General features: G+C 58.3%; 27 protein-coding genes. 20 read left to right on the top strand and 7 right to left on the bottom strand.

The annotated features are described in order from the left end of the window. Window positions 1–69 precede the first annotated feature (69 nt). The 10 genes from trxB to RBT76_04545 all read left to right on the top strand — a co-directional run bounded on the left by trxB (window position 70) and on the right by RBT76_04545 (window position 12,866). Window positions 70–1,026, top strand: coding sequence for a thioredoxin-disulfide reductase (gene trxB, locus RBT76_04590; GenBank protein ID MDX9857042.1), 957 nt, complete (start codon window positions 70–72; stop codon window positions 1,024–1,026). A gap of 193 nt (window positions 1,027–1,219) precedes the next feature. Then, window positions 1,220–3,235, top strand: coding sequence for a sodium-translocating pyrophosphatase (locus RBT76_04585; GenBank protein MDX9857041.1), 2,016 nt, complete (start codon window positions 1,220–1,222; stop codon window positions 3,233–3,235). Between the two features lie 168 nt (window positions 3,236–3,403). Continuing rightward, window positions 3,404–4,114: a YIP1 family protein gene (locus RBT76_04580; GenBank protein MDX9857040.1), complete on the top strand. Its 711-nt coding sequence runs from the start codon at window positions 3,404–3,406 to the stop codon at window positions 4,112–4,114. A 25-nt stretch (window positions 4,115–4,139) separates the two neighbouring features. Further along, window positions 4,140–5,459, top strand: coding sequence for a TolC family protein (locus RBT76_04575; protein ID MDX9857039.1), 1,320 nt, complete (start codon window positions 4,140–4,142; stop codon window positions 5,457–5,459). A gap of 24 nt (window positions 5,460–5,483) precedes the next feature. Then, window positions 5,484–6,785 carry an efflux RND transporter periplasmic adaptor subunit gene (locus RBT76_04570; GenBank protein MDX9857038.1) on the top strand — a complete coding sequence of 434 codons (1,302 nt, stop codon included), beginning with the start codon at window positions 5,484–5,486 and terminating at the stop codon, window positions 6,783–6,785. A gap of 2 nt (window positions 6,786–6,787) precedes the next feature. After that, window positions 6,788–7,495, top strand: coding sequence for an ABC transporter ATP-binding protein (locus RBT76_04565; GenBank protein MDX9857037.1), 708 nt, complete (start codon window positions 6,788–6,790; stop codon window positions 7,493–7,495). Between the two features lie 12 nt (window positions 7,496–7,507). Further along, window positions 7,508–8,719 (top strand): ABC transporter permease, encoded by a 1,212-nt coding sequence (locus tag RBT76_04560; GenBank protein MDX9857036.1) that lies wholly within the window; start codon window positions 7,508–7,510, stop codon window positions 8,717–8,719. A 5-nt stretch (window positions 8,720–8,724) separates the two neighbouring features. After that, window positions 8,725–9,975 (top strand): ABC transporter permease, encoded by a 1,251-nt coding sequence (locus RBT76_04555; GenBank protein ID MDX9857035.1) that lies wholly within the window; start codon window positions 8,725–8,727, stop codon window positions 9,973–9,975. A 97-nt stretch (window positions 9,976–10,072) separates the two neighbouring features. Next, on the top strand, window positions 10,073–11,419 hold the full coding sequence (locus tag RBT76_04550; protein MDX9857034.1) for a GWxTD domain-containing protein: 1,347 nt from the start codon (window positions 10,073–10,075) through the stop codon (window positions 11,417–11,419). A gap of 7 nt (window positions 11,420–11,426) precedes the next feature. Then, window positions 11,427–12,866, top strand: coding sequence for a GWxTD domain-containing protein (locus RBT76_04545; GenBank protein MDX9857033.1), 1,440 nt, complete (start codon window positions 11,427–11,429; stop codon window positions 12,864–12,866). A gap of 67 nt (window positions 12,867–12,933) precedes the next feature. Here the strand turns inward: RBT76_04545 and RBT76_04540 are convergent, their stop codons facing one another. The 3 genes from RBT76_04540 to RBT76_04530 form a co-directional block, all read right to left on the bottom strand. Next, entirely contained in the window at window positions 12,934–13,389 is a 456-nt protein-coding gene (locus RBT76_04540; GenBank protein ID MDX9857032.1) for a hypothetical protein, read from the bottom strand. A gap of 96 nt (window positions 13,390–13,485) precedes the next feature. Further along, window positions 13,486–13,686 carry a hypothetical protein gene (locus RBT76_04535; protein ID MDX9857031.1) on the bottom strand — a complete coding sequence of 67 codons (201 nt, stop codon included), beginning with the start codon at window positions 13,684–13,686 and terminating at the stop codon, window positions 13,486–13,488. Between the two features lie 66 nt (window positions 13,687–13,752). Next, window positions 13,753–14,475, bottom strand: a complete 723-nt coding sequence (locus RBT76_04530; protein ID MDX9857030.1) for a DUF1573 domain-containing protein — start codon at window positions 14,473–14,475, stop codon at window positions 13,753–13,755. A 178-nt stretch (window positions 14,476–14,653) separates the two neighbouring features. Between RBT76_04530 and RBT76_04525 the strand changes: the two genes are divergently transcribed. From RBT76_04525 to RBT76_04500, 6 genes are all read left to right on the top strand, one after another. Next, window positions 14,654–15,610, top strand: a complete 957-nt coding sequence (locus tag RBT76_04525; GenBank protein MDX9857029.1) for an ABC transporter ATP-binding protein — start codon at window positions 14,654–14,656, stop codon at window positions 15,608–15,610. Then, complete coding sequence (locus tag RBT76_04520) at window positions 15,607–16,404, top strand: ABC transporter permease subunit (protein MDX9857028.1); 798 nt, start codon at window positions 15,607–15,609, stop codon at window positions 16,402–16,404. The genes RBT76_04525 and RBT76_04520 overlap by 4 nt, the downstream gene beginning before the upstream one ends. Window positions 16,405–16,443: 39 nt before the next feature. Further along, the gene (locus RBT76_04515) at window positions 16,444–16,962 is read left to right on the top strand and encodes a ferritin family protein (protein ID MDX9857027.1); all 519 of its coding nucleotides are present in this window, start codon (window positions 16,444–16,446) and stop codon (window positions 16,960–16,962) included. Window positions 16,963–17,104: 142 nt separating this feature from the next. Further along, the gene (locus tag RBT76_04510; GenBank protein MDX9857026.1) at window positions 17,105–18,472 is read left to right on the top strand and encodes a dipeptidase; all 1,368 of its coding nucleotides are present in this window, start codon (window positions 17,105–17,107) and stop codon (window positions 18,470–18,472) included. After that, window positions 18,472–19,257, top strand: coding sequence for an SDR family oxidoreductase (locus tag RBT76_04505; protein ID MDX9857025.1), 786 nt, complete (start codon window positions 18,472–18,474; stop codon window positions 19,255–19,257). Before RBT76_04510 ends, RBT76_04505 begins: the two co-directional genes overlap by 1 nt. 6 nt (window positions 19,258–19,263) lie before the next feature. Beyond that, window positions 19,264–20,154: an EamA family transporter gene (locus RBT76_04500; protein MDX9857024.1), complete on the top strand. Its 891-nt coding sequence runs from the start codon at window positions 19,264–19,266 to the stop codon at window positions 20,152–20,154. Between the two features lie 7 nt (window positions 20,155–20,161). Here the strand turns inward: RBT76_04500 and RBT76_04495 are convergent, their stop codons facing one another. The 3 genes from RBT76_04495 to RBT76_04485 all read right to left on the bottom strand — a co-directional run bounded on the left by RBT76_04495 (window position 20,162) and on the right by RBT76_04485 (window position 22,523). After that, entirely contained in the window at window positions 20,162–20,701 is a 540-nt protein-coding gene (locus RBT76_04495) for a hypothetical protein (GenBank protein MDX9857023.1), read from the bottom strand. Window positions 20,702–20,818: 117 nt separating this feature from the next. Continuing rightward, complete coding sequence (locus RBT76_04490; GenBank protein ID MDX9857022.1) at window positions 20,819–21,346, bottom strand: ferritin family protein; 528 nt, start codon at window positions 21,344–21,346, stop codon at window positions 20,819–20,821. 37 nt (window positions 21,347–21,383) lie between these two features. Beyond that, complete coding sequence (locus tag RBT76_04485; GenBank protein MDX9857021.1) at window positions 21,384–22,523, bottom strand: aminopeptidase; 1,140 nt, start codon at window positions 22,521–22,523, stop codon at window positions 21,384–21,386. A 145-nt stretch (window positions 22,524–22,668) separates the two neighbouring features. Here RBT76_04485 and RBT76_04480 point away from each other — a divergent pair, with 145 nt between their 5' ends. Both RBT76_04480 and RBT76_04475 read left to right on the top strand, forming a co-directional pair. Beyond that, window positions 22,669–23,424, top strand: coding sequence for a DUF72 domain-containing protein (locus RBT76_04480; GenBank protein ID MDX9857020.1), 756 nt, complete (start codon window positions 22,669–22,671; stop codon window positions 23,422–23,424). Window positions 23,425–23,678: 254 nt separating this feature from the next. Continuing rightward, entirely contained in the window at window positions 23,679–24,170 is a 492-nt protein-coding gene (locus RBT76_04475; GenBank protein ID MDX9857019.1) for a chemotaxis protein CheW, read from the top strand. An 81-nt stretch (window positions 24,171–24,251) separates the two neighbouring features. Here RBT76_04475 and RBT76_04470 read toward each other — a convergent pair whose 3' ends face one another. Next, window positions 24,252–24,692: a hypothetical protein gene (locus RBT76_04470; protein ID MDX9857018.1), complete on the bottom strand. Its 441-nt coding sequence runs from the start codon at window positions 24,690–24,692 to the stop codon at window positions 24,252–24,254. A 655-nt stretch (window positions 24,693–25,347) separates the two neighbouring features. Here RBT76_04470 and RBT76_04465 point away from each other — a divergent pair. Beyond that, window positions 25,348–25,707, top strand: coding sequence for a VOC family protein (locus RBT76_04465; protein MDX9857017.1), 360 nt, complete (start codon window positions 25,348–25,350; stop codon window positions 25,705–25,707). Window positions 25,708–25,758: 51 nt separating this feature from the next. Continuing rightward, entirely contained in the window at window positions 25,759–26,973 is a 1,215-nt protein-coding gene (locus RBT76_04460; protein MDX9857016.1) for a hypothetical protein, read from the top strand. Window positions 26,974–26,989: the final 16 nt, after the last annotated feature.

Here is a 26,989-nt window from a genome sequence, read left to right as displayed (position 1 = left end):
GGAGCGATCTTTGGAACGACCGTACATAACGTGACAACATCGGTGAGAGAGACAGAAGGAAGCACGGAGATGGCTGACGAGAAGCATTATGACATCGTGATTGTGGGGGCCGGCCCCGGCGGACTGTGCGCCGGCCTGTACGCGGCCCGGGCCCGTCGAAAAGTAATCTGCCTCGAAAAATACCTCCCCGGGGGACAGATCGCCGTCACCGGCGAAGTCGAAGACTACCTCGGATTCGAGCATATTCAGGGAGCCGAGCTGGGCCAGAAATTCCGCGACCATGCGGTCAAATTCGGGCTGGAGATTGCCATGGAGGAGGTCGAAGAGGTGTATGTCGAGGGCGAGGACCGGGTGGCGCGTTGCGCCTCCGGAACGATCTACCGTGCCAGGGCCGTCATCCTTGCGACCGGCGGCGCTCCGGTCTATCTCGGCGTCCCCGGCGAAAGGGAGTACGCGGGACGGGGAGTCTCATATTGCGCCATCTGCGACGGCGCTTTCTTCAAAAACCAGGTGATTGCGGTCGTCGGAGGCGGCGATGCTGCTGTGGAAGAGGGCGCGTTTCTTACGAAATTCGCGTCCAGGGTAATCGTCATCCATCGTCGCGACCAGCTACGCGCCCAGAAGATCATCCAGCAACGGGCGTTCGATAATCCCAAAATGGAGTTCATGTGGGACACCGTGGTCGAGTCCATTCATGGCAGCGACAGGCAGGTGACACACCTGACAGTGAAAAACGTCAAAACCGGTGCGCATTCTGAAGTCAAATGCGGAGCTGTCTTCCCGTATATCGGGTTCCATCCCAACACCGGCTACGTTCGGGAAAAGCTCACGGTCGACAAGGACGGGTATATCATCACAGACTACAAAATGCAGACAAATGTCCCGGGGATATTTGCCGTGGGGGATGTCCGGCAGCAGTTTGTCCGCCAGGTGACGAATGCGGTCGGTGATGGTACAGTTGCTGCAGTGGCAGCTGAGAAATACATCGAGGAGCTGGAAGACAAGCACGCTCAGCGCGTGAAGTAAGCTCTTGCTTGGCAAGTACTAAACATCCGGCCCCGGTTTGTCCGGGGCCTTTTTGATTGTGGTGAAGCATGTCCATAATAGTGACAAATTTCACTTGCCTATTAAAGTTGGGAGGCGTATATTGGCACCCATTGTTTGGGAGCGGAGAATTGTAATTGCTTAACGCTTATAACTTTAACAGGAGTCGCGGTCAATGAACTGGGGCCTATTGTCAGCTGGAATAGGTGTGGTCGGGATCATTGTGACGCTCGGTTTGTTCGCGTGGATTAAGGGACGTCCAGCGGGCACCGACCAGATGCGTGAAATCGCTGACCAGATTCACCATGGCGCAATGGTGTTCCTCAAGAGGGAATACAGCATCCTGGTGGTATTCATCGTTGTCGTCTTTGCCCTCATGGCATGGAAGATTGGATGGCAGGACGGACTGGCGTTCCTCGGCGGAGCGGCGTGCTCCATGCTGGCCGGGTTCATCGGTATGCAGGCCGCTACTCGGGCCAACGTCCGGACAACCGCCGCGGCTAAGGACAAAGGCCAGCCGGCGGCACTTTCGGTCGCCTTTTCGGGCGGCGCTGTGATGGGAATGACGGTTGCCTCGCTCGGACTGATCGGTGTCGGTATCGTCTACTACTTCTTCGGGGATAACCCCGCCCACTCTGCGGTGATCAACGGCTTTGCCATGGGCGCGTCGTCGATCGCGCTCTTTGCGCGTGTCGGCGGCGGCATTTACACCAAGGCTGCCGATGTCGGCGCTGACCTTGTCGGCAAGGTCGAGGCCGGGATTCCGGAGGACGACCCGCGCAATCCGGCGGTGATTGCGGATAACGTCGGTGACAATGTCGGTGATACGGCCGGCATGGGCGCGGACCTGTTCGAGTCGTACGTGGGTTCAGTCATCGCGACCATCGCTATCGGCGCGACCGCGACAGCTGCCAATCTGGGACTGGATCCCACCGAAATGGTCACCGATGAAAAGCGCGGCCTGTTTATGGCCCTGCCGCTGCTGATCGTGACGTTTGGCGCGATTGCATCGATGCTGGGCGTGTTCTCGGTTCACCTGTTTGCGAAGATGAATCCGGCCGCGACGCTCCGTCTGGTAACCTATGTCGGCGCGGTCATCATGCTGATCGCATCGTACTTCATCATCACGAACTTTGATCTGTCGAACAACATTTTCTGGGCGATTCTCGCCGGCAACCTGGCGGGGATCGTGCTTGGACTGTTGACGGAATACTATACGTCGGCGAAACCGATTCGCAATATCGCCAAAGCCTCGGAGACAGGCGCCGCGACCAATATCATCGGCGGTCTGGCCGTCGGTATGGAGTCGGTGCTCCTGCCGGTGATCGTGATTGCAATTGCCATTTACACCGGCTTCCACTTCGCCGGACTGTACGGGATCGGTATCGCCGGTGTCGGCATGCTGGCGACTATCGGCGTGACTATGTCGGTTGACGCCTACGGTCCGATTGCGGACAATGCCGGTGGTATCTCGGAAATGGCCGGACTCGGCAAGGAAGTACGCGCGATCACCGACCGGTTGGATTCCCTCGGAAACACGACCGCCGCGATTGGAAAAGGCTTCGCGATCGGTTCAGCCGCGCTGACCGCTCTGGCTCTGTTCTCAGCGTATGCGTCGGCGGTGCAACTTGAGACGATCAATATCCTCGAACCCAACGTCGTCATCGGTTTCTTCATCGGCGGCGTGCTTCCCTTCCTGGTTGCGGCCCTGACCATGACCGCAGTCGGCAAGGCCGCCGGCGCCATGGTCGAAGAGGTGCGCCGGCAGTTCCGGGAAATCAAGGGATTGATGGAAGGCAAAGCCAAGCCGGATACGGGTCGTTGTGTTGATATCGCGACACGCGGCGCATTGCGCCAGATGATAGCTCCCGGTCTTTCGGCGGTGCTGGCCCCGATTATTGTCGGCTATGTGCTGGGCAAGACGGGCCTGGGCGGCATGCTGGCCGGGGCCACGATGTCGGGCGTTATGATGGCTCTCATGATGGCGAATGCCGGCGGAGCCTGGGACAACGCCAAGAAGTATATCGAGGCCGGGGCGCACGGCGGCAAGGGTTCCGACGCCCACAAGGCGGCGGTGGTCGGCGATACGGTCGGCGATCCGTTCAAGGACACCTCCGGACCGGCCATGAACATCCTGATCAAGCTAATGGCTATCGTTTCGCTCGTGGTTGGTGCGGCTCTGTTCGCATAAACGGCGAATCGGACACACAGACAAAAGCGGGACGGTGCATCCGCCGGCCCGCTTTTTCATTTGAATATACCGGTCGCACGATAGTACCTTAGAAGACTCTTTCAACAGCTCGCCGTGAAACTTTTGCTCGCAACTTACGTTTAGTCAACCCATAAGGGAGAGAGAACGATGGAACAATCGATGATGGCAGAGCCGGCGGCCCCGGCGGCGGCCCCGTCCGGTTTGTCGCTTCGCGGCCTCTGGGAAGTCTTCTACAAACCATCCGAGTTTTTCGCACACATCAAAAACCATCCGCGCGTGCTGATCCCGTGGATACTGGCCATTCTGGCGACCACCCTCACCGTGTATCTCGTGGCCGATTTCATGGTTGAGCTGCAGCGAGAAGCGCTCCTGAATCGCCCCAATGTCCGTCCGGAGATGGTACCGCCTGCCGAGCAAATGAAACCGTGGATGTATGTCGGCGTGGCCTTTTTCGCGCTATTGCCGCTGGTCACGGCGGCGATCGCCATGTTCTGGGGGAATTTCGTGTTTGGTGGGAGCGCGAAGTTTTCTCAGATTCTGTCCGTCATGCTCTACGGGTTCTGGGTATATATGGTGGGCGGCGTCATTCAGTCCTTAATGGCGGTGGCGAAAGGCAGCATCAAAGCGTCCCTGTCGCTGGCCGCACTGGTGCCCAATCGGCCGGTCGACGACATCGTGTACGTGGCGCTGTCCAAAATCAGTGTTTTTCAGATATGGGAATTAATCGTTGTCGGGATCGGATTGTCAGTAATATATGGGTTTTCCCGCAACAAAGGATACCTCGTGGCGGTCCTATCAGTCGGGCTGATGCCGCTGCTCAATATCGTGTCGGTGGCAATTCAGAAAGCGCTCAGCTGAGCATACCTCATTAGGAGTATCGTGAATGTCAACAAAAGCCCTCATCTCTATTGTTTCATTGGCCCTGCTGGTACTGACAGGAAGTGGTTCGGCATGGGCGCAGCAGGCAGCTTTGACGCTGGACGACTGCATCACCCTCGCGCTTGCCAACCGGGCCGCCATCATTCGGGCCCGTGGCGCCGAGCAGGTGGCGGCGGCCGGCAAGTTAAATGCGCTCGGGGCGTTCTTGCCCTCGGTCAGCGCGTCCTACAACTACTCCAAGGGCAAAGAGACGAATATCGAACCGGCCGATACCATCGGCGGTGAAGTGATCGACGAGCAGGACATCGGCCCGAGCAAGCGCTGGTCTATCTCCGGCGATATGGCGTTGTTCGATGTTTCCAGCTGGTTCAACTACGCTGCGGCGCGGGCGGACCATCAGCGCTCGAAGCTCGACGTCATGGCGTCCGAACAGGACATGATTCTCGCGGTCAAGATCGCGTATTACGCGTACCTCGCCTCCGAGGAAAACCTCGACGTGCAAAAGGAAGCGGTGAAGCGCGCGGAAGAACAACTGAAGCTGATCCAATCGCGGTTTGATCTCGGCTCGGCGTCGCTGTCCGACGTGCTCAAGCAAAAGGTGCAGTACGGCAATGACCGCCTGGGCCTCCTTCGCGCCGAGAACGGCGTCACCAACGCGCGGGCGGATCTGTCCTATACGATCGGGCTCGACCCCCTCAAGGACCACGCTTTTTCGTCGGACTATTCGGTGCGCGAGTATTCCGGCAGCCTCGATGAGGCAATTGCTTTCGGACTGGAGAATAATCCGACGCTCCGCTCCACTGAGAAGTCACTTGCGGCCGCGAGTGCAGACGTCAAATCCGCCTGGGCCGCGTACCTGCCGACGGTCGGCCTGTTTGCCGACTACCAGAAGTTCAACGGAACGCAGGCGTTTCCCGTCGCCTTCGACTACTCGTCGAATTCACTCACCTACGGCTTCGGGGTCCGGCTCAACATCTTCGACGGCTTCCTTCGCGAGCGGACATTGACGACGGCGAAGGTCTCGCGCAACAACGCTCGCGCCGACCTGGCGGACACCCGCAACGCGACCGTGACCAACATCAAGACCGCCTACCTCGATATCGAGCAGCTCAAGCAGCAGCAGTCGGTGTCGCAGGAAAATGTGGCGGCGGCCGAAGAAGATCTGAAAATCACGCAGGAGAAATACAACCTGGGAGCGGCCACGATCCTGGATCTGCTCGATGCGCAGGTGTCGTTGAAAACCGCGCAGGTGGGGCTCATTCAGGCGGAATTCGACCTCAACCTCGCGGTATCGCGGCTCGAAGCCGCTCTCGGCAAACGGTAAGCTGGGGCAAAAGGGACGGATAGAATGAAGAAGAAGACAATCCTCATCATCGTCGCGGTGGTTGTCGTCCTGGTGCTGGTAATACTCAATTTCACCAACTCCGGTGAGAGCGGTACCAGGGTGCGGGCCGCCGAGGTGACGAACCGCGACCTTGTTGAGATCGTGTCGGCGTCGGGGCGCATTCAGCCGCAGACCAAAGTCGACATCACCGCGCAGATAACCAATGAGATTATTGCGCTGAAAGTTCGCGAGGGCGACCGGGTGGAACGCGGCCAGCTGCTGGTCGTGCTCGATACGGTGCAGGTGAAGTCGGACGTCAACCAGGCGCGGTATTCGGTCAACGAAATCAATGCCCGCCTCGATGGCGCCAAGGCGTCGCTGGCGCAGGCCGACGAGGAATACCGGCGACAGCAGCGTCTGTTCGAGGCCGGTCTGACGTCGGAAACCGCCTACAAAAACGCGATGTACGCGTACCAGAACGCAAAAGCGTCGCATGAGGCCTTCCTTGCAAGCGCCATGCAGGCCGAATCCATGTACGAAAAGCAGCTCGACAATCTGAGCAAGTGTAAGATCACCGCGCCGATGTCGGGCGTGATTACGTTTCTGGACGTGGAAGTCGGCGAGATCGCTGCGGCGCAGACCGCCTTCACCGCCGGCAAGACGCTCATGACGATCTCGAACCTCGATGTATTCGAGGTCGAGGTGGAAGTCGACGAAACCGAGATCGCGAAAGTCGATCTCAGCCAGAGTGCGAAAATCGAAGTGGACGCCTTTCCGGATACGAGCTTCATCGGCCAGGTCGTGGAAATCGGCAACACCGCGATCACCGCGATGACCGGCAGCTCCGACCAGTCGACCAACTTCCGGGTAAAGGTCATTTTCGAGGAGTCGCAGGCCAAAGTGCGTCCGGGTATGTCAGCTACCGTCGACATCACGACGGCCGAGCGCAAAGAGGTCGCAAGCGTACCATTCTCGTCGATTGTCATGCGTTCGCTCAGCCTGGACTCTCTTGAAGCCGCGAGACGGCAGGCGTCCGAGGGCGACGAATCAACCCACGCCGTCCACGCCGCAGAGAGTATCGACAGCGCCGCCGATACGAGCCGGGCCGAGGAACGCAAGGACCTTAAAGGAGTATTCGTCATCCGTGAGGGCAGGGCGCGGTTCGTTCCGGTCGAGACCGGGATTGCCGACCAGCGTCATATCGAAGTGACCGATGGCCTGACCCCGGGCGATTCCGTTGTCGCCGGTCCCTACAGCGTGCTCAGGACGGTGAAAGACGGTGATCTCGTTATCGCGGAAAAAGACATGCCCGGCGGAGAAATGTAAACATGAGTCTCATCAGAACACATGACTTGTGGAAGACCTACCAGATGGGCTCGGAGAAAGTGCACGCGCTCCGTGGCGTCTCCATCGAGATAGACAAGGGCGAGTACGTGGCAATCATGGGACCGTCGGGATCGGGCAAATCGACCTTGATGAACCTGATTGGTTGCCTCGATACACCGACGAGCGGCGAATACGTCCTCAACGGCAAAAAGGTCTCCGAGATGGACGATAACGAGCTGGCGGCGATACGAAACCGCGAGATCGGATTCGTATTCCAGACCTTCAATCTGCTGCCGCGCGCGACCGCCCTGCACAATGTCGAACTGCCGCTCATCTACAACGGCACCGGGTCCGCGGGCAGAATCGAGAGGGCAAAACAGGCATTGACGCGGGTGGACCTTGCCGACCGCATGATGCACAAGCCCAGTGAATTGTCGGGCGGTCAGCGCCAGCGTGTTGCCATCGCCCGGGCGCTCGTCAACGATCCGTCCTTGATCCTCGCCGACGAGCCCACCGGCAACCTCGACAGCAAGACCTCCGAGGAGATCATGCGCGTATTCGATCACCTGCATTCGCAGGGGAACACCATCATCCTCGTCACGCACGAGGCGGAGATCGCTCGCCATGCTCACCGGGTCCTGTCTATCCGCGACGGGGTGATTGCCAGCGACGAGCGCATTGCTCAGTCTGAACGCAGTGGAGTTCATTAACCGATGGTCGGTTTGTCCATTTTACGGATCGCGTACGAGGCCCTGATCTCGAACAAGCTGCGGTCGGGGCTGACGCTGCTCGGCATCATTTTCGGCGTAACGTCGGTTATGACTATCATGTCGGCGCTCGAGGGAATGACCGGTGCGATCGAAGAGGAGCTCAATTCTCTCGGACCTTCGACATTCATGGTCGGGACGCTCATGATTGCGACGTCGCACGAAGAATTCATGGACAAGATCAAGCGCAAGCCGATCGAAATGGACGATTACGAGGCGATCGTCGCGCAGTGCGCGACGTGCGACAAGGTTTCACCCCGAACATATTCGAGCAGCGAGCTGAAATACGGCTCGGCCCGCATGCGCGATGTCGGGATTATGGGCGGAACTCACAACTTCATCGATATCGTTGACTTCAGCGTCGCGCAGGGCAGGTTCCATTCGTCGGAAGACGACTTCTACCGTCGACGGGTCGCATTTATCGGCGACGACGTACGCGAGGAGTTCTTTTCGGGTGTTGACCCGCTCGGGAAGGATATCAAGATCGACGGCATAAAGTACACCGTTATCGGTGTGGCCAAGGCCCAGGGGTCGGCATTCGGTGAAAGCCAGGACAAGTGGGTTATCATCCCACTCTCGACGTTTTATGGGCAGTACGGCCCGCGCCAGCGAGGGCTGAATCTCGTGGTCAAAGCCAATTCGGTGGAGAACCTCGAATACACGATGGACGAGGTTCGCATGGTGCTGCGTACGCGACGCAACGTACCGTACGATCAGCCCGATGATTTCGATATGCTGACGGCCGAGAGCGCGCTGGACATCTTCAACCAGCTGACGGCGATTTTCCGAATGTCGCTGATCGGCATTTCATCTATTTCGCTTGTTGTTGGCGGGATCGTCGTGATGAACATCATGATGGTCTCGGTTACCGAGCGACGACGGGAGATCGGCATTCGACGCTCTCTGGGAGCGCGCCGAAGCCATATCCTGCTGCAGTTTCTGTACGAGGCCCTGCTTCTAACGATGACGGGAGGCGTGATTGGGATCATTCTCGGGTTCATTATCGCCAAATCGCTGGTGGCGATGATCGACATGCAGATTTCTCCCTCGACGCTTGCTATTTGCGCCGGGCTGTTCATTTCCACCGGCACGGGGCTGATTTTCGGCATCTACCCGGCAATGAAAGCGTCGCGGCTCGATCCCGTGAAAGCGCTGAGCTACGAGTAATCCGTATGCTGATTACCTGGGTTGAAATCCGCGACGCGATACTGATGGCGCTTGATTCGCTTCGCTCAAATCTCTTCCGATCGATCATGACCATTGTCGGTGTGATGGTGGGCGTGGCCGCTGTTATCGGGATGGCGTCGGTCATTAATGGACTCGACGGAGCCGCAAAAGCAGAGGTTGACCGACGCGGCTCGAATATCATACGCGTCTCGAAATGGGCGCCGGATACGGACTTCGAAGATCTCACCGATGAAGAACGCAATCGCAAGCCCATGACGGTCGGCGAAGCCCGGATCATCATGGAGAGCTGTCCGTCGGTCGACGGTGTGGCGCCGCAGAATTACTACTTCAAACCCGGCGGCAATATCGCCAAATTCGGCAACAAGCAGGCGCAGAATCCCAATCTCATGGGCACGTGGCCGGATTACGTACAGGTGCGCGACCGAAACGTGGCCCATGGCCGGTTTCTCAGCGATGTGGACGAGCAGTTTCGCCTGATGGTCGCAGTGCTGGGACACGATGTCGCCCGCACGCTGTTTGAGGATTCACCGGCAGTCGGTAACGAAATCCGCGTTAACGGCAACCGGTTCGAAGTCATCGGCGTCCTCGAACGGCAGGAATCGAATTTCGGCGGCGGCTTCGAGAACCAGGTTATCATTATCCCCTTGTCGACGTTTGCCAAACTGCACCCGTGGGAAGAGGAACTCGGTCTCGACGTTCGCGCATCGACGTATGAATTGATCGACCAGGCGATGGAGGAAATCACCTCGGTCCTTCGGCAGTACCGAAAGGTGCCGTTCGGCGAAGAGAATAACTTCCATCTGTCGACACAAGAGCAGTTTAAAGAGCAGATCGAAAACATCACGAAGTACATCTATCTTGCCGGTTTGATCATCACCTCTGTCGGGTTGATGGTCGGCGGTATCGGGGTGATGAATATCATGCTCGTTTCGGTCACGGAGCGCACCCGCGAGATTGGCGTTCGCAAGGCAATTGGCGCCAAACGATCGAACATTATCCTGCAGTTTCTCACGGAGGCGATGACGCTCTCCGGCGCGGGGGGACTGGTGGGAATCGTGCTTGGGGTCCTGCTGGGTGTATTGATCAACGCACTCTTCGGCTTTCCACTCGCCGTATCGGTTTTCTGGATCGTGGTAGGATTTGTCGTGGCGGTTTCGGTCGGACTGGCATCCGGCGTATACCCGGCCGTCAAGGCGGCCTGGCTCGATCCAATCGAGGCGCTTCGCTACGAATAACGCCCTCACGAACCGCCATTTTCTTTTATATTGTCCCCGGCTATACGTCGTCTATTATTGGAACCGGCTCTGCGGTCGGGCCGTTACAAAGAATGCGATGAAACACGTTGTCATTACAGTACTTGCGCTGTTCGCGGCGGGATTGTCCGGCGGCTGCAAGATGCCGGCGCAGGAATCAATCGCGCCGCAGGTGAGCCAGAAAAAGGGCAATCTGGTGATGGAGGTTGACCACTCCACCTTCCGATCCCCGTCAAGCGACAGCATCCGTCTCGAAGTCTATTATAAAATCTACAATTTCGGGTTCAGCTACAAAGAAACGGAAGGACGGTACGTTGCGGACTACCGCCTGCTGATCACCGTAGAGAACGAAAACCGGGTGCAGGTCGGCCGGTGGCAGCGGGAGCGGACTATTTCCGTTCCGAATGAACAGAAAACGCGTTCGTTGATTGACTTCCGGACCAGCCTCACCAGTTTCGATCTTCTTCCGGGCACCTACCGGGTGAGTTGCTACCTCTCGGATCCAAACGGCGACGGCGAGAGCCGGGCGCAGTTCGAGGTGAAACTCCGTCAATACGACTATGCGGCGCCCCGACTTTCCAACGTGCTGTTCGCGCACTCGGTAACGGCGCAGAATGATGATGAGAATCTGTTCGATCGCGGTACCAACCTTCGCGTCGTGCCGTCCGTCTCCCGTGATTACGGCAGTGACACCGATGACAAGCTGCTCTATTACCTGGAGATCTACAAGGGGACCGACGAGTGGGACAAAGTCGTCGTGGAGACGAGAATCCGTCACGATCGGCTGGACGACATGGTGTACCGCGACACCTTGACCGCAGAACTCGATGCGCCGGTGAAGCGGCAGTTGCGCGAAATCTCTCTTGCCCAGTTCAAGCCCGGTCCCTATGCGCTGGAGATAAAACTCCTCGGGCGGAGGGACAAGTACCTCGATGACACGCGGGCCGAGTTCTACGTCCACTGGGATGAAGGGACCCTGATACAACACGACGCCAAGACGGCCATTCAGCAGCTTGAACTGATCACCTCCGGCGGCGAGCTTGACGCCATAAAATCGGCAACGACTCCCGACGAGCGGCAAAAGGCATATGACGAATTCTGGGCCAAAAACGACCCCACGCCGGGCACGCTGGAGAATGAGTGGCAGCGCGAGTTCAATCGCCGGGTCGCCTATGCCAACCGACATTTCGAGGCGATGCGTCGGGAGGGATGGCGGACAGACCGCGGCCGGATCTATATTCAGCGCGGCGAACCGGACCAGATCGACGACGTGCCGATGTCGCCCAATTACCCGCCGTACCAGATCTGGCACTATTATCGCGTAGAAGCGCTCTACCGGCGTTTCACGTTTATCGATGAAAACTTCGACGGAGATTACCGTCTGGTCTTTCCGTATGATGGTCTGGGCTTCCGCCCGGAGTTCTGAGGTGCGTATGCGCAGTCGTTACAGCACGTGGAATCTGATAATGGCTCTTGGAGTGCTTTACTGCGGGGCCGTTTCGTCCGCGGCGGGGCGGGGGGAGTTGTCTATCCAGGCCGGGCTGGCCGTGAGTAACAATCCCGCCTTCGACACCGTGGCTCTTGTCGAGTTTCCCTTCACCTTGAATCGGAGCGAGTTTCAGTTTTACCGACCGGACAGCACATCCCCCGACTGGTATGCGCGGATATTCGCGCAGGTGAACCTGATCAACCTCGACGGATTCGACATCGATTCCACCAACACATACTTCTCTGTCAGGGTTGCCAATCCCGACGATACCGTGAACGGCGACATCAAGCTGATGAACGAACTAAGCCTCCCGGTTAAACCGGGTGTCTATACGGCCCGCCTCACGGTGATAGATGCCGTCAGTAAACGGTCGAATTCCGTCTTTTACGATCGCGTGGTTGTGGAACCGGCCCCCGCCGCACTGGCGCTCGGAGGCGGCAGGCTGGCGTACCGCATTCGGCCCGCCGATACGACCCTGCCCGGCGTCAATCGACGGATGTTGAAAAACGGCCTTGAAGTGTTGACCAACCCGGTCGGGTTGGTCGATGCGCGAGATACCGCCCTGTTTGTTTACGCGGAGTTATACAACCTGACGATGGCCGACGCGCCGCAGGACCGCTATCGGGTGCAATTTCGCGTACTGGACAGCTCCGGCGTCGCCGTCCGCGAACTGGGCACTATTTCCCGATCAAAGCCCGGGCCGACCGCGGTCGTGGCCCAATCATTCGATATCACTGGCTGGCGGACAGGGTTCTATTCACTTGAGCTGGCCGCGACCGATCCGGCCTCACAGCGAGCCGATACACTCACGCTGCCGTTCCGAATCATGTCGACCTCCGAAGTTGCCACAATAATCGCGTCGAGAGCGTCGTCACCCGATCCGTACGACAGCCTCTCCCTGTCGCAAAAGCTCAACCTAGTGAAATACGAGCTGACGCCGGACCAGCGCCTGACGCTCGAGTCTCTCAGCGACAGCGGCAAAGAGAACTATCTTCGCCAGTATTGGCGCGACCGCGACGAAACACCGGCCACGACCGCAAACGAGGCTCGACTGGAGTTGATCCGGCGCTTCCACTACGCCAATGATCGGTTCTCCACCAATGAGATGCGTGACAACGGATGGTTGTCCGACCGCGGCCGTATCTACATCCGCTACGGCGAGCCCAGCGAGACTGTCTCCCGCTTTGCGCCGGTGGTCGGCTACCCCTACCTGGTCTGGTTCTACCGCAATATCCGGGAAGGGCTCGCGTTTGTGTTCGAAGACCAGCACGGTTACAGTGATTTCGAGCTCGTCCATTCCAACGCCGACGGTGAGATCTTCAACCAGATCTGGGACAGCCGCCTGAAAGAAGGCGCGTTTATCGAGATCAACCACGACATCTGATCTCGAATCAGAATAAAAAAGGCCGCCCGTGCTGCACAGGCGGCCCGAAATCAATCCATCTCGACGGTCAGTGTCCCTGCCCCTGATCTCCGTAGCCTTTTGCCGGCGTGGCCTGCAGACCGGGGGTCCGCATGGTGCGTTTCACCGGGACCGTAAAGCGCGAACCGGCCATATCCGAGACCTGGAACGTCAACGACTTCTCGAACGAGATCTTCGCTCCCTGCTCCGTCAGCCGGAGCGTTCCTTCGGCCGTCTGCCCGGCCTTGACGACCTTGGGCAGGTTGACCGTGAAATAGTCCTTCTTCGCAGCGATCAGCGAAACCTGCAGATCTTCTTCCGAGACATTGCTGATCGTAAACTTCACTTCGTCCCGCACGGTCTCACCGAACTGCGACAGATCGAGCTTATACGGCTTCACGATGACCGGGTAGGTGGAATCCGGACGGTCGATGATCGTGGAAATAATCCGCACGGTCTTGTCCGGCGGCCCTTCATTCGTCTGAATGCGAGGGGCCTTTTCCATCCGGCTGCGATACCGCTTCGTGTCGAAAATAATCTCTAACCGAGTGCTGTCACCGACAGCAAGTGCCTCTCTTTCAAGTGGCGCCTTGGTGCACCCTCAGCCGGGGACTATTCTGAGAATCCGCAGCGTATCATCGCCGGTCGAATACAACCAGAAGTCGTGGCTGATCGTGGCGTTCTGCGGCACATACCCGAAATTGAACGTGTTTTCGGGTATCTCGAGACGAGGCGCTGCCGTCAGCGACCCGGCTGCAAAAAGCAGCAGTAACGCTCCTGTGATCGCGAGAAGTATCCGCATAGGGCTCGCAGTCTCCCTTGTATTGGGTGCTGTTTCGTTTACCTGTTTTATATCGTCACTTCGTTGCTACCGTGAACTTGATGCTCCCGCAGAGCCCAGCAGGCGCTGACGGACCGGGATCGAAAAGCGCGCGGGATCAACGCCCCTGCTGTCGAACTGGAACGTGAGCGTCTCCTCGAAATTCTGATCGACCGACGCCGGCGAAACCCGAACATGGCCCGTCACCGACGCATTCGGTGCGAGCGTATCGGGGAAGGTCACTTCGAGGTGTTCGGTCGCCGGGCTCACCAGGTGGATAGCATACCCGAGGTCGCTTTTGTTCGTTATGGTGAAAGTGAGGGAGTCTCGCTTCACTCCGGCGATTTGTGCGAATTCGAATCGATACGGCTTAATCGATACAGGGGTCGCCGAGTCGGGCTCGGTCACGCACATCGCATAATAACGCAGACGGTAGGGATCGGGGGAGACGTTGGTGAAAATCCGTGGAAAGCGCCGGTCGAGCCCCTGCGCCCGTTCGGTTGTCCACGTGAACCGCATCGCCATGCTGTCCCCCGGGGCCAGCTTGCTTGTGGACAGGGGCAGCATGGCGCAATCACATCCCATCTTGATGTCGTCAATTCGCACCGTATCGGTTCCTACCGATTTGAACCAGAAATCGTGGTACACGGTCGCCCGGCCGATAACCGTTCCGAAATCGTACTCCTCGAAACTCACTTCCAGTGCAGGCTCAGCCATTACGGCGGAGACTGCGGCGACCAGACTCACCAGCAGATAGAACAGGGGTTTCATCTTTTCTAATATAACCGATAGTTCGGATTATGTTCCAGGAATTTATAACTTATTATCTCCGCAGCGATTAGTCAACCGGGCCGACGGTCTTTTTGCTTGTGTCCATACGCCGGCGGCTCTTAATTAAGCAATCTGGTTCGGGACGCCGAAAAGGGACTACAGGGGTACACGAAACCACATGAATATTGTCAGCCTTGACAACGTTGTCAAGATCTACCATACCGGTCTTCGCCGAGGCAATATCACCGCCTTGAACGAGGTGAGTCTGTCGATTGACCAGGGCGAGATTTTCGGATTGCTGGGTCCAAACGGCGCCGGAAAAACCACCCTCATGAAAGTGCTGCTCGGCATTACCCGGCAGACCTCGGGAGAGGTTCTGATTATGGGGTTGCCGCCGTCGAACGCCGAATCCCGAGAGAAGATCGGTTACCTGCCGGAAAACCACCGTTTCCCGAGCCATTTGACGGGCATGGGACTGATGCAGCTCGCCGGACGGATGTGCGGTATGGCGCAATCGGACATTGCCAGACGTGCCGACGAGTTGCTCAAGCTGGTCGGCATGGACAAGTGGGCCGACACGAAAATCCGAAAGTACTCGAAAGGGATGGCTCAACGGATCGGCCTGGCGCAAGCCCTGATCAACGACCCCGATCTGGTGTGTCTGGATGAACCTACCGACGGTGTTGACCCGGTCGGCAAGATAGAAATCCGCCAGGTGCTCCAGCGGGTGCGCGAACAGGGTAAATCGGTGCTGCTGAATTCCCATATGCTCTCGGAAGTGGAATCGGTTGCCGATCGCGTCGCCATCCTCTCCCGGGGCCGGGTCCGACGGATCGATTCGGTCAGCAGCCTGACCAGTCGTCAGCTCGAGTATGAAATCGAAGCGGATATCGGTGACCGGTTCCTGGACATCCCCGAGGAGATCGGCAAGCAGATCGCGGTAACGGCCACCGGCATGCGGGTAGAAGTGAAAAGTCGCGAGGGAATCACGCACATCATCGACATGCTTCGACAGCGCCGTATCAATATCTACGCGATCAAGCCCGTGCGGCTGTCGCTGGAACAGTCGTTTATCGAGCTGGTGCAGGATCAGGCCACGCCCGGCGGCGTGCAGTCGGGAGGAGGGGCGCAATGAACGGTATGATCCGCGATACGATTGTCGAGATGAAGGAACGAAAGCTCTTCTGGCTGTTCATCATCGTGACCGGCCTGGCCGTCCTGGCGATCGTCGGCCTGAAAGGCTGGGTCGAGCAGATGCGAATGCAGGAGGCGCCGCCCGAGGTGCAGCAGGCGTTTGGCACCATGGCAAACCAGATTCTGGTCGGGTGGACGTCGGGATTCCTGAGCATTCTCGTGTTTTTCTCCGTGCTCGGCACCGCCGGCCTGATCCCGAGCATGTTAAGCCGGGGCAGGGCGGAGTTCTACATGTCCAAGCCGATCTCTCGAAGCCGCCTGTTGCTCGGAAAGCTGTTTAGTGTCTGGTCGGTGTACGGCGGACTCGTCGCGGTCGCCGGCGTGCTGGTCATGGGGCTCATTGCCGCGCTGTACGGCATTTTTCAGGCGCGAGTCTTTTTCATCGTTTTGGAGGCGCTGATAGCCCTGTTCGTATGGCTGTCCATTACGGGATTCGTGGGAACTGTTTCGGGCTCCTTTGCGCTGGCAGTCACGACCACCTTTGCGCTCTGGCTCGCGCAGTACGGTCTGCACCTGAGGGAATACCTCGTTCGCCTGGTGGACAACAAGTTCGTCGAGATAGCGCTCGACATCTGCTATTACATACTGCCCAAACACTCCGAGAACGGCGATCTCTTTGTGGCCCTGGCGGTAGGCAGGCCGGTCCCGGACTGGCTGCCGTTGTGGAGTTCGCTGTTGTTTGCCGTTGCGATGTACGGGCTGTCGGTATGGGCATTCCGCCGCAAGGATTATTAGTCGAAGGAAAAACGACATTCGGGAAGGGTACTCAATTCGATGAGCAAAGAGCCATCTGACAGCGGAATTCTGGAGCCGCTGCGCATCGCGCTGCGGCTCGAACACGAAGGGAAGCAGTTCTTCTCCGAGGCTGCCATGCGATGTGAGGGGCAGCTCCCTCGCCGGACCTTTCAGTTTCTGGCGTCTGAGGAAGACAAGCACATCGAGCATATCGAGCAGTTTTATCAGTCCCTCGTTGACTCCGCCGACGCCGTACCGCCGGTAGTTGATGATGCAGCCACCGACGAACGATTTGAATCGCTCCGGCAGCAGCTTGACCGCCTGAGAGCGTCACTGTCACCGGACGCATCGGATCTCGAAGCATACCAGACGGCTTTGCAGTTCGAAAACGGGGCCGAGGCGTTTTACGCCGAGCAGGCGGAGAACGCGGACAAACCGGCGATACGGGAGTTCTACCGCTGGCTCATTCGCGAAGAAGAACGTCACGCCGAACTGCTCGAGTCCTGTATTCGGTTCGTCAAAGACCCGGCCGGCTGGTTTCGCAAGCAGGACGGTTAGATCGTTCCCTCAGCCGATCCATCCACTCCGGCCCACTACTGCAACAAATCCCTGTGCTCTTGACTTTACACGGGCGATCTCCACGTCTATATTCCACCAGTAGTAACGATGGTGTTTTTGATTCTGATAAGGAGATCGCGCCATGACGCCCGTTGAGTATCTCAAGAAAACAGAGAAAAAGAGGATGGCTGAGCTGTTTGAATTTCTCTCGTTTCCGTCGGTTTCCGCCAAATCTGAACACAAGAAGGACCTGGTCGACTGTGCACAGTGGCTGACCGGGCATCTGAAAGGTATCGGGTTCACCACCCGGCTGGTAAAGACCAAGGGACATCCGTTGGTGTACGCCGAGTACAAAGCGGGCAAAGACCTGCCGACCGTGATGTACTACGGCCACTACGACGTCCAGCCGCCCGAGCCGCTCGAGCTATGGAAAACCTCTGCCTTCAAACCGCAAATTCGCGGCGGCGCGATTTGCGCCCGGGGCGCATCCGATGACAAAGGGCAAACCTTTACGCACATCAAGGGACTCGAAGCCATTCTCAAGACCACCGGGACTTTGCCGGTGAATGTGAAAATGCTGATCGAGGGTGAAGAAGAGAGTCATTCGGTCAACCTCCCGGCGTTTATTCGAAAAGAGAAAAGCAAGCTCGGGGCGGACATCGTCGTCGTTTCCGACACCTCGCAGTTCTCGAAAGACCTCCCCGCGGTGACGTTTGGCCTTCGGGGGATCGCGGCGGCCGAGCTCTACGTGTATGGACCGAATCGCGACGTGCATTCCGGAACGTACGGCGGCACCATTGCCAATCCGATCAACATCCTCTGTCAGATAGTCGCGCAGTTGCACGACAAAAACGGGCGCGTGACGGTCCCGGGCTTCTATGCCGGCGTCAAGCCCGTGTCGAAATGGCTCAAGGCGCAGTACAAAAAACTCCCGAATCGGGAGAGGACCTTCATGAAGGAACTGGATATCACGGCCCTGCACGGCGAGAAGGGCTTTACGACCTACGAGCGGGCATGGGATAGACCGACCCTCGACGTAAACGGGATTAAAGGCGGCTACCAGGGCGAAGGCGCAAAGACGATTATCGCGTCGCACGCCTCGTGCAAAATAACCATGCGCCTGGTGCCGGGGCAGGATCCGGCGGATGTCTGCAACAAGCTCGAGAAACACCTGAAAAAACTGGCGCCGAAGTCGGTGCGGATCAAGGTCCACAAGGGCGGTGGTGCTCGGGCTGTCGTGGTGCCGACCGATGGACCGTGGCTCGATGCCGCTGCGCGGGCGATCGAAAAAGGATTCGGCAAGAAACCTGTCTTTATGAAAGAAGGCGGCTCCATCCCGATCGTCGTCGATTTCAAGCAGGTACTCGGCCTCGATACGCTGCTGATCGGATTCGGTCAAAACGACGACAATATCCATTCGCCGAACGAGCGGTTCCGCGTCGTCGACTTCGAACGTGGCTGCCGCACGGCGACCTATCTTCCGTATGAGCTCGCCGCGGTGAAGCGCTGATGGACCTTGCGCTGAACGGCAAGCTGGCGCTGGTGACGGGCGCGTCATCGGGCCTGGGGGCCGCCTGTGCGACCGCCCTGGCCGCCGAGGGTGTCCGTGTCATCGTCAACGCGCGCGACAAAAAACGGCTGAGTGCCGCCGCCGACACGATTGAGGCGGCGTGCGGCACTCGTCCCCAGATGGTCGTGGGAGACATCGCCACCGACAAAGGACTGGCCGCAATTGAGAAGGCCGTCGCCCGGCTGCCTGTCGACATACTTGTCTCCAACGGGGGAGGCCCCCCGGCCGGCCAGTTCCTCGATCACGACGCGGAAACGTGGGAAGGCGCCGGGAAACTCGTGCTGGAATCGGCAGCCGCCCTGACGCGAATGGTCCTGCCGGGAATGATAAAACGCGCCTGGGGCAGGTTGATCTATATCTCGTCGGTTGGTGTCCTTCAGCCGGTGGACGATCTCGTGCTGTCGAACGCCTATCGGGCCGCGGTGACCGGGATGTGCAAGACGATCTCGAACAACTACGCGCATCATCGGATCACCGCCAACTGTGTCTGTCCCGGATACACGGCGACCGAACGGCTCGTGAGTCTGGCGACAACCCGCGCCCACAGCAGCGGCAAGACCCGGGAAGACGTCATGGATGAGTTCGCCCGCATGATTCCCGCCGCGCGGGTCGGCCGTCCCGAGGAACTCGGCGCCCTCGTGGCCTTCCTCGCCAGTGACCGGGCGGCCTATATCACGGGCGCTTCGATCCCGGTCGACGGCGGTTTGCACCGTTCATTGTTATAGGCACCGATCGAGGAGCGTATCAACCCGCCGCCCACGCGAAACCACCTGCTGTCGGCCATCCTGATACAGCAGCTCATCGCCTCGCTCGTCTACCCGGTCGCGAAGGTCGGGCTGGCCGAGATGGAGGCGTTCACCCTTGCGTTCTTCCGCTTCACCATCGCCTCGGTGGTGTTGCTGGCAATCGTAAAGTCCAGACGCCACGATCTCGCTATCGAGCGCAAGGACTACCCACGAATCGTCCTGCTCGGCATCCTCATTATCCCGCTCAACCAGACGTTATTCCTGGTTGGGCAGGCGATGACCGCCGCCGGCCACGGCGCGTTTCTTTTCGCGACTACGCCGCTGTTCGTTTTCCTGCTGGCGCGCATTCACTTGAAAGAGCGCACCACCGTCCGGCGGCTGACCGGTATCGTGATGGGTCTGTTGGGAGTCGGGCTGATCATGTGGAGCGGGCTCCGGACCGCCGGTACGGAATATCTGCTCGGCGATTCGATCATCTTCGTCGCCGTCATCGCATGGGCGTATTATTCGATTCTGGGCAAAGACCTGGTGCGGAAATACGGCGCCCTGCGGATCACCGCCTATGCGCTCTCCAGCGGCGCGGCGCTGTACTTCCCGTTCGGTTTGTACCGTGCGATCGCCTTCGACTACAGCGGCGTCACCTACGCCGCCTGGCTGTCGGTCGGCTATCTGGCTGTCGGGCTATCGGTGATCGTCTATCTCATCTGGTATTGGCTGCTGAAGTACATGGATGCCTCCCGGGCGGCGGTGTTTCAGAACATCCAGCCGGTCGTAGCATCGATCACCGCATATTTCTTCCTGGGCGAACAGATCGGGGCCGCCTTTGTGATCGGCGGCCTCGTCGTGATGGCGGGAGTGGTGCTGTCGGAAACCTGAGCGGCGATCAGTCCGGACTCGTCTTATCCTTTCTCTGGAATGGCGGCTTAAACCTGCCCTCGCGGACGACATTCTTCCCATACGCTTCCAGCAGGTTGTCGAGAACCGCTTCCGGGTATTCTTCGTAGTGCTCGTCATTCACGGCTATCCGCGCTTCCCAGATAACCGGGTCCTCCTGCGATACCGCCCGCGCGATGTCCAGCATCTCAACGGAGACGATCGTCTTTGCGGTATCGATCGCCGTATTGCTCGCGACTTCGCGCCATTTCAGTTTGTCATCCCCGATATCGAGTCCTGAGCGGCTGGCCTCAGCACGCATCAGCGAGACAGACGTCTCTATTTCGACATGCCTCGTCACATTGAATGTGAGAATGCGCTTCGCCTCTGAAACGTCCTCCACTATCGACATCCCGCGAAAGGCCAGTCTCTCTCGCGCCATTTCCATCAGGGCTTCGTCATCGGGATCGGAGCCATTCGGAAGCGCCAGGATCACGGGCTCCTTGCCTGAAAATGAGTATTCGCCCCGGACGTGCGACGCGGTATGCATGTTCGGAGTAGATGCGCACGAGATCACACTGATAGTTACTAACCAAATGGACCCACGAACCAGCCGGCTGATCATAGAACCTCCCCAGTGTTGAGTGAAAAATCTGCAGTGGTCGCCTTACCACCCGCTCTTATCATGCCCTTCCCACGACATAAAATTGCGGTAGTCCTGGCTCTCCTGAAATCCCGACGGATCAGTCAGAAACGTCAGAATATTATCAATCAAATACACGTGCGTGCGCTCTTCGTCGGCGAGCAGATGCAACAGCGCCTTGCGCTTCGCATCCGTCTGGCGCTCCGCCTCGTCGCTGTACAACTGAACCGACTTTTCCTCGATCTCCCGCGCCTCGGTCCAGACCGCGCGCTCCGTGTCGCCCGGCAAGGTCGATTTCCCCTGCTCGGCCATCTCGCGAAAAAGCGACTTGGTCAGCGTCAACCCGCCCCGCGCCGTCTTCATCTCCGCGGCCGCATCGCTGACTTCACCTTCGCTCAGACGCTTGAATACGTGATAGTGCCGATGCTCCTCGTCGGCGAGCTGCTTGAAAATCTTCTGCAAACCGAGGTTTTTCGTCTTCTCTGCGCCGTCGAGATAAAACTGGCGCCCGTCGAGCTCCATCTGCATCGCAAACTCGAATATGTTGTCCATGACCATTCATCCTTCCGGTATCGTTGAGTGTGCCCGATCAATCCATGTCGCTCCGGCGAAGGTTCTCGCGCGAGAACTCGCGCTCGAGCTGGGGATCCGTGAACACACCGTCTTTGCGAATCAGTTTGTCGTCGAACCAGATCTCGCCGCCGCCGTAATCGGACCGCTGAATGAGGACAAGGTCCCAGTGGATGGCCGACTGATTGCCGTTGGGCGCTTCGTCGTAACACTGGCCGGGCGTGAAATGAAACGATCCCGCGATCTTCTCGTCGAACAGCGTGTCGCGCATGGGATGCAGGATAAACGGGTTGACGCCGATCGCGAACTCGCCGACATAGCGCGAGCCGCCATCGGTATCCAGAATCTTGTTCAACTTCGCGCTGTCGCCGGTACAGGTCGCCCTGACGATTTTGCCCTTCTCAAACGTAAACGAAATGTTGTTGTACAGGCTACCCTGGTACAGCGACGGGCAGTTGTAGGTGATGACGCCGTTGACCGAGTCGCGCACCGGAGCCGTGTACACCTCGCCGTCGGGGATATTACGAAGTCCGTCGCATTTGACACAGGGGATTCCCTTGATCGAGAATGTCAGGTCGGTCCCGGGCGCCTTGATATGAACTTTGTCCGTGGCCTCCATCAACGCGAACAGCTTGTCCTGAGCCTTTGACATCTTGGCGTAGTCGGCGCAGCACACATCGAAATAGAAATCCTCGAACGCTTCCTGCGACGTCTCCGCAAGCTGGGCCATCGCGTTGTTGGGGTAGCGAAGCACGACCCACCGGGTGCGCTTGACCCGCTCCTCGAGATGGACCGGCTTGTAAAATAGGGAGTTCTGCTTGTCGATCTGGCCCTGGTCGATATCCGCCATGTCAAACGGATTGTCGGAGCCGCGCAGGCCGATATAGGCGTCCGCCCGCTGCATAAGGGGCAGATGGAGGCCTGCCAGAGTCTTGAACTGGTCGTCACCGGCGGCCCGGACAAACTGGCGCAGCAGCGATTCATCGTTATAGTAGTAAAACGTCGTGGCGCCGCGCTCGGTGGCCAGTCGGATGACCTGCTTGCCCAGTTCCAGCGTTTCCTTACCCTTTATCTCGAGATACAACACGTCGCCCTTCTTGAGCCTGACCGAATAATCGAGTAACTGGCGGGCGAGTACTTCGTTGCGCTTGTCTTTCATGCCGACTCCAATCGCTTGATATTATCGTGCACTGCCGGCAAGATACACACAACACCCCGTAACCGCAACCGGGGGAGCCCGGAAAGGATACCGATTTAGCGAGATCGGGCGGAGAACATTCGTCCCCGCCCGGTGTTCTACGGGCGTGGAACACGGAAAAATCAGAATCGGAACCTCGGGCTTTTCCTACAAAGACTGGCTCGGGAACTTCTATCCGAACTTTTGCCCGGACCGGGATTTCCTGCGCTACTACTCGTCGCAGTTCAATACCGTGGAGATCGACTCCACGTTTTACCGGATTCCCGCCGCAGGCACCGTGCGCAAGTGGGCCGACACCACGCCGGAGGACTTCGTGTTTGCGGCAAAATTCCCGCGCACCGTCACCCACGAAGGTGAACCGGGTCAGCGGGTCGACGAGGCCGGACGGTTTATCGACGCGATTCGGGAACTGGGCTCAAAACTGGGACCGCTGCTGCTGCAGTTTCCCTATGGATTCAAGCCGGAGGAATTCGGCGTTCTTGAGTCGATTGTCTCCGCCATGCCGGAGGGTCTGGCCGTCAGTGTCGAACTTCGCAACAAAAAGTGGCTGACCGATCAACTGTACACCCTGCTGAAAGATCGCAATATCTCGCTTTGCCTTATCGATCATCCGTGGATGCCGCGCCTGACCGTCCGGACGGGCCCGTTTCAATACATCCGGTTGCTGGGGGACCGCAAAAAGATCGAGTCGGACTTCAGCTTCGTCCGGGATGAACGGGAGGATGATTTGCGTTCGTGGCGCGATGTCATACGCGGGGCGGCTCAGCAGGGAACCGACGTCTTCATCTACATCAACAACCATTACACGGGCCATTCCCCGACTACCGCCCGGCAGCTTGCCGGCCTCGTCAACGGGTCATAGACCCCGGTGTCCCCGTAACCTCCTTCAACCTGCTGCGGGACTTGGTCCTTGCGGCTCCCAACCGCGTCTAAAGAGTCCCGGCCGAATTCCGATAGAGTAAGAAGATACAGGGTGCGCACGTCTGCCCGCCTCGCCGGCGGTTTTGACGCGCAGTTGCCCGTGGGTGGCGATGGGCCTGCTATGCTTGGGCCACGCCCGGGAGAGGGACGGTGTCTGAATATGGAGAAACTTCACGCGGAGAGGTGGTTAAGAACATGAAAACCGATGTCCACAAGCAGGGCGAGAAGAAAAGTGACGGCTCCTCGGAGCTGCTCCAGCTGGTGTCATTCAATATCGGCTCCGAGGAGTTCGGCGTCGATATCCTCAAAGTTCAGGAAATCAACCGGATGGTTGATATCACCAAAGTGCCCCAGGCGCCGCACTATGTCGAGGGTGTGATAAACCTGCGCGGGAAAGTCATTCCGATCATCGACCTTCGCAAGCGTTTCTCTCTCGAAGTAAAGGCTCACGATAAGAACACCCGGATCGTGGTTGTCGATATCGGCGGGAACATCATGGGGATGATTGTGGACGCCGTTTCCGAAGTGCTGCGTCTGCCCAGCGACACGATCGAGCCGCCGCCCGAACTCGTGACCGGAATCAACTCGGAGTATATCAAGGGCGTCGCCAAGCTGGAAGACCGCCTGTTGATTTTCCTCGATTTGTCCAAAGTAATCGATGTCGGCGAGGTAGCCTCGCTTGTATAACAGTAGACGACCTCAGTGAGCGTCCATACGCTGTTAGTATGACAAAGGCCGGTCGCTTGACCGGCCTTTTTATATCTGCCCTCAGAATTTTGTCGTGATACGTGCCTGCACGGCGCCGGTCAGGCCCACCGGATCATCGGTCCCGATCCAATACCGGGGGTACTTCTTCATCTGAAGCTCAACCGCATCGAGCCCCCAGATATTGTAGAGCCATCCGCCGGGGAAATACCTGATTCCCCAGCCATACCACCAGCGGTTGCGCACCGGGCGGGCGGCAACTATGTCGTCCACCATTATGCGTTTTTTGATCAACCCGATACCGAATTTGATCTCAACCTCGTCTGCCCGCACAGTGACCACCATGCGATAGAACAGGGTGCAGAGAAACAGAAAAAACGCCCCCAGCACGATCAACTCCGGTCGCCCGCCCAGCGCGCCGATTACAATCAGCGGTCCGGCCACAAGGAGGGTCGGAGTCAGAAGCGCAATCCCGTACTGCGTGCGCCGGTAGTACTCCATCATGGCTTTCTGTTCGGGGCGGATACTCCGCCCTGCCTTCCTATCTGCCGCCCGTTATACAATTCCGGATCGTTGCCGCACCCCGCGACAAGCCCGCAGGAGCGGCGATCGCTTCATGCTCTCCAATCTACCGCTTGAACGGTGAGGTATTCAAGGTCTTTTCACCGACTTGATCGAACCACACCGCGCCATAAGCAAAATGTGATGGACCATCCGACTCCATGATTGTACCATGCGATACACCCTGTCGGCTCGGAAACGCTACCACATCGAAGGTGATAATTGAAGGATCTGCTTTAGAAAGGGCGGGACTGGAAGCAAGATCACTCACGGAGGGATGGTTTCTGATGACGGATGGTTACCTGCACCGCGATGTACTGGATGTTACAATCGCTCGGCCGGGGAGTCGGCGACAATCGCAACGTACTCGTTGCCGGTTTGCCGTCTTGCCGGGGAAAGGGAACAGATTGGAGCCTCTAAAAATGACAAAACAAAGCCATTTCCCCGTAACACGCTCAAACACACATTTGTACAACGACTTTTTTGATCTGGCGGTATATCGTGTCGCTTCATTTATGCCCGATAAACGCATTGCAGTACAATGCATTACGATTTCGTGTCGGTCGGTGTGACTCCATGGGTGAGGAAAGGAGCAACTATGAAACCCTGCCCTGTTTGCTGGATTGATTTTGGGGCGCCCGACCCGGTCGCGGCCGCCGGTTTCTTTGAAGAGCTGTTTGGCTGGAACTTCATCAAGGAATCGTCGCCGGAATACTACCAGTTTATGATCACGGATACCATTGGTGGAGGAATCTCACGCTCGGACAATGTGCCGGAGCGCTCTGCGGTCGTCGTTTACATCTGGGTCGACAGCATCGATGACACCGAGGCCGAACTTCAGAAACGCGGAGGCAAAGTCACCCTTCCGAAGACCGTCATCCACGAAGGCGCATGGTACGCGCAATTCAAGGACCCGTCGGGAAATCTCTTTGGGTTGTTTGAATCGGCTCCAAAATAGGGGAGACTGCCGCCCTCGCGGCTGCATTTGACATGTCCGGTGGCCTCACCTATGTTGCTGGACATGGAGAGATCACCGCAGATTCTCCCGGCCCGGCTGGAGTTCCTGTACACGAATATCGGGCGCGGGCACCCGTTTTATCTGGATGGCATCGCGGAGGCGTTGATTCGACGGGGGCAGATCAATCTGGTACGCCGCGAACGCGATGTTTTCGAGATTTCGCGCGGTGTGTCTCAGATCGCCTGGCGAACCGCCCGCCGCCTGTACCGCGCAGGCTCGTCCGGAGGGTTCGCCGGGTTCTTGTACCGTCGTCTGCGAAAGGATGCGGATTACAGTCGCAAGGGCCTGCTGTCATATATAATGGCCCGTGATCTTCGGCGGGAATATCTATCTCTCGCCGGCCCCGTGATCGTCGCTCACCCAAGCCTTGTGGGGTTTCTGGCGGGGCATCCGATGCTTTGCTATCAGCACGGTGAACTGGTCGCCCCTGCCGAGTCTCAGGTCGTGGGAGCGCAGATCGTGTTTGTTCCGACCGAAGAGGTGGCGCTCTCGTTTCTCGCCGCCGGGTACGACCGACAGTCAATCGTCGTCACCGGTCTGTGTATCGAGCCCGGTCTCGCGCGGCAGGCGGTCGATGCATTCGCTGCGCGCGTGATTCGATACGGCGGTTTGCAGCCGCTCACCGGAGCGTTCTTCTCGTCGGGGGCAGAGCCCTCTCAGCATGTGGATACGATCGCCGATGCCGCCCTGTCGGGGCTTCGTAACGGCCATCGTGTTATCGTATTTGCAAAGCGTGGGGGAAAGCTCGCGCGAGCGGCGCTTCACGCCATGCAGCAGTCCCGGCGTAACTTCGCCGTCGTCGACAAAAGCAACGTGTTTCAGATGGAGTTACCCTCCGCGACCATAATCGAGCACTCGAACCGGCGGGAGGAAAATGCACTGACCGCCCGGCTGTTTCCCACGCTGGACTATTTCGTCGCGCCGGCTCACGAACGCTCGAACTGGGCGGTGGGACTCGGGCTTCCAATGTTCATCGTGGAACCGTGTATCGGGCCGTACGCTCCGTTGAATCGCGACGAACTTCTGCGGCTGGGGGTCGCTGCCGTGATCGGAGGATCCGAAGCCGCTAAGACATTCGGTTCCCGGGTCAATGATCTGCGAGCATCAGGGCAACTGGAGACGATGGCGGCAGCCTGTTGGCGAGCTTTCCCGATTGACGGCTTCGACCGGATCGCGACTTTTCTGATCGATCGGTTTTCCGCCTGATAACCAAAAAATCGCT

It is taken from the genome of Candidatus Zixiibacteriota bacterium, assembly GCA_034003725.1.
Classification (GTDB): domain Bacteria; phylum Zixibacteria; class MSB-5A5; order GN15; family FEB-12; genus WJMS01.
Note: the sequence above shows the minus strand (reverse complement) of the source record. Positions and strands in the feature narration are given on the sequence as shown.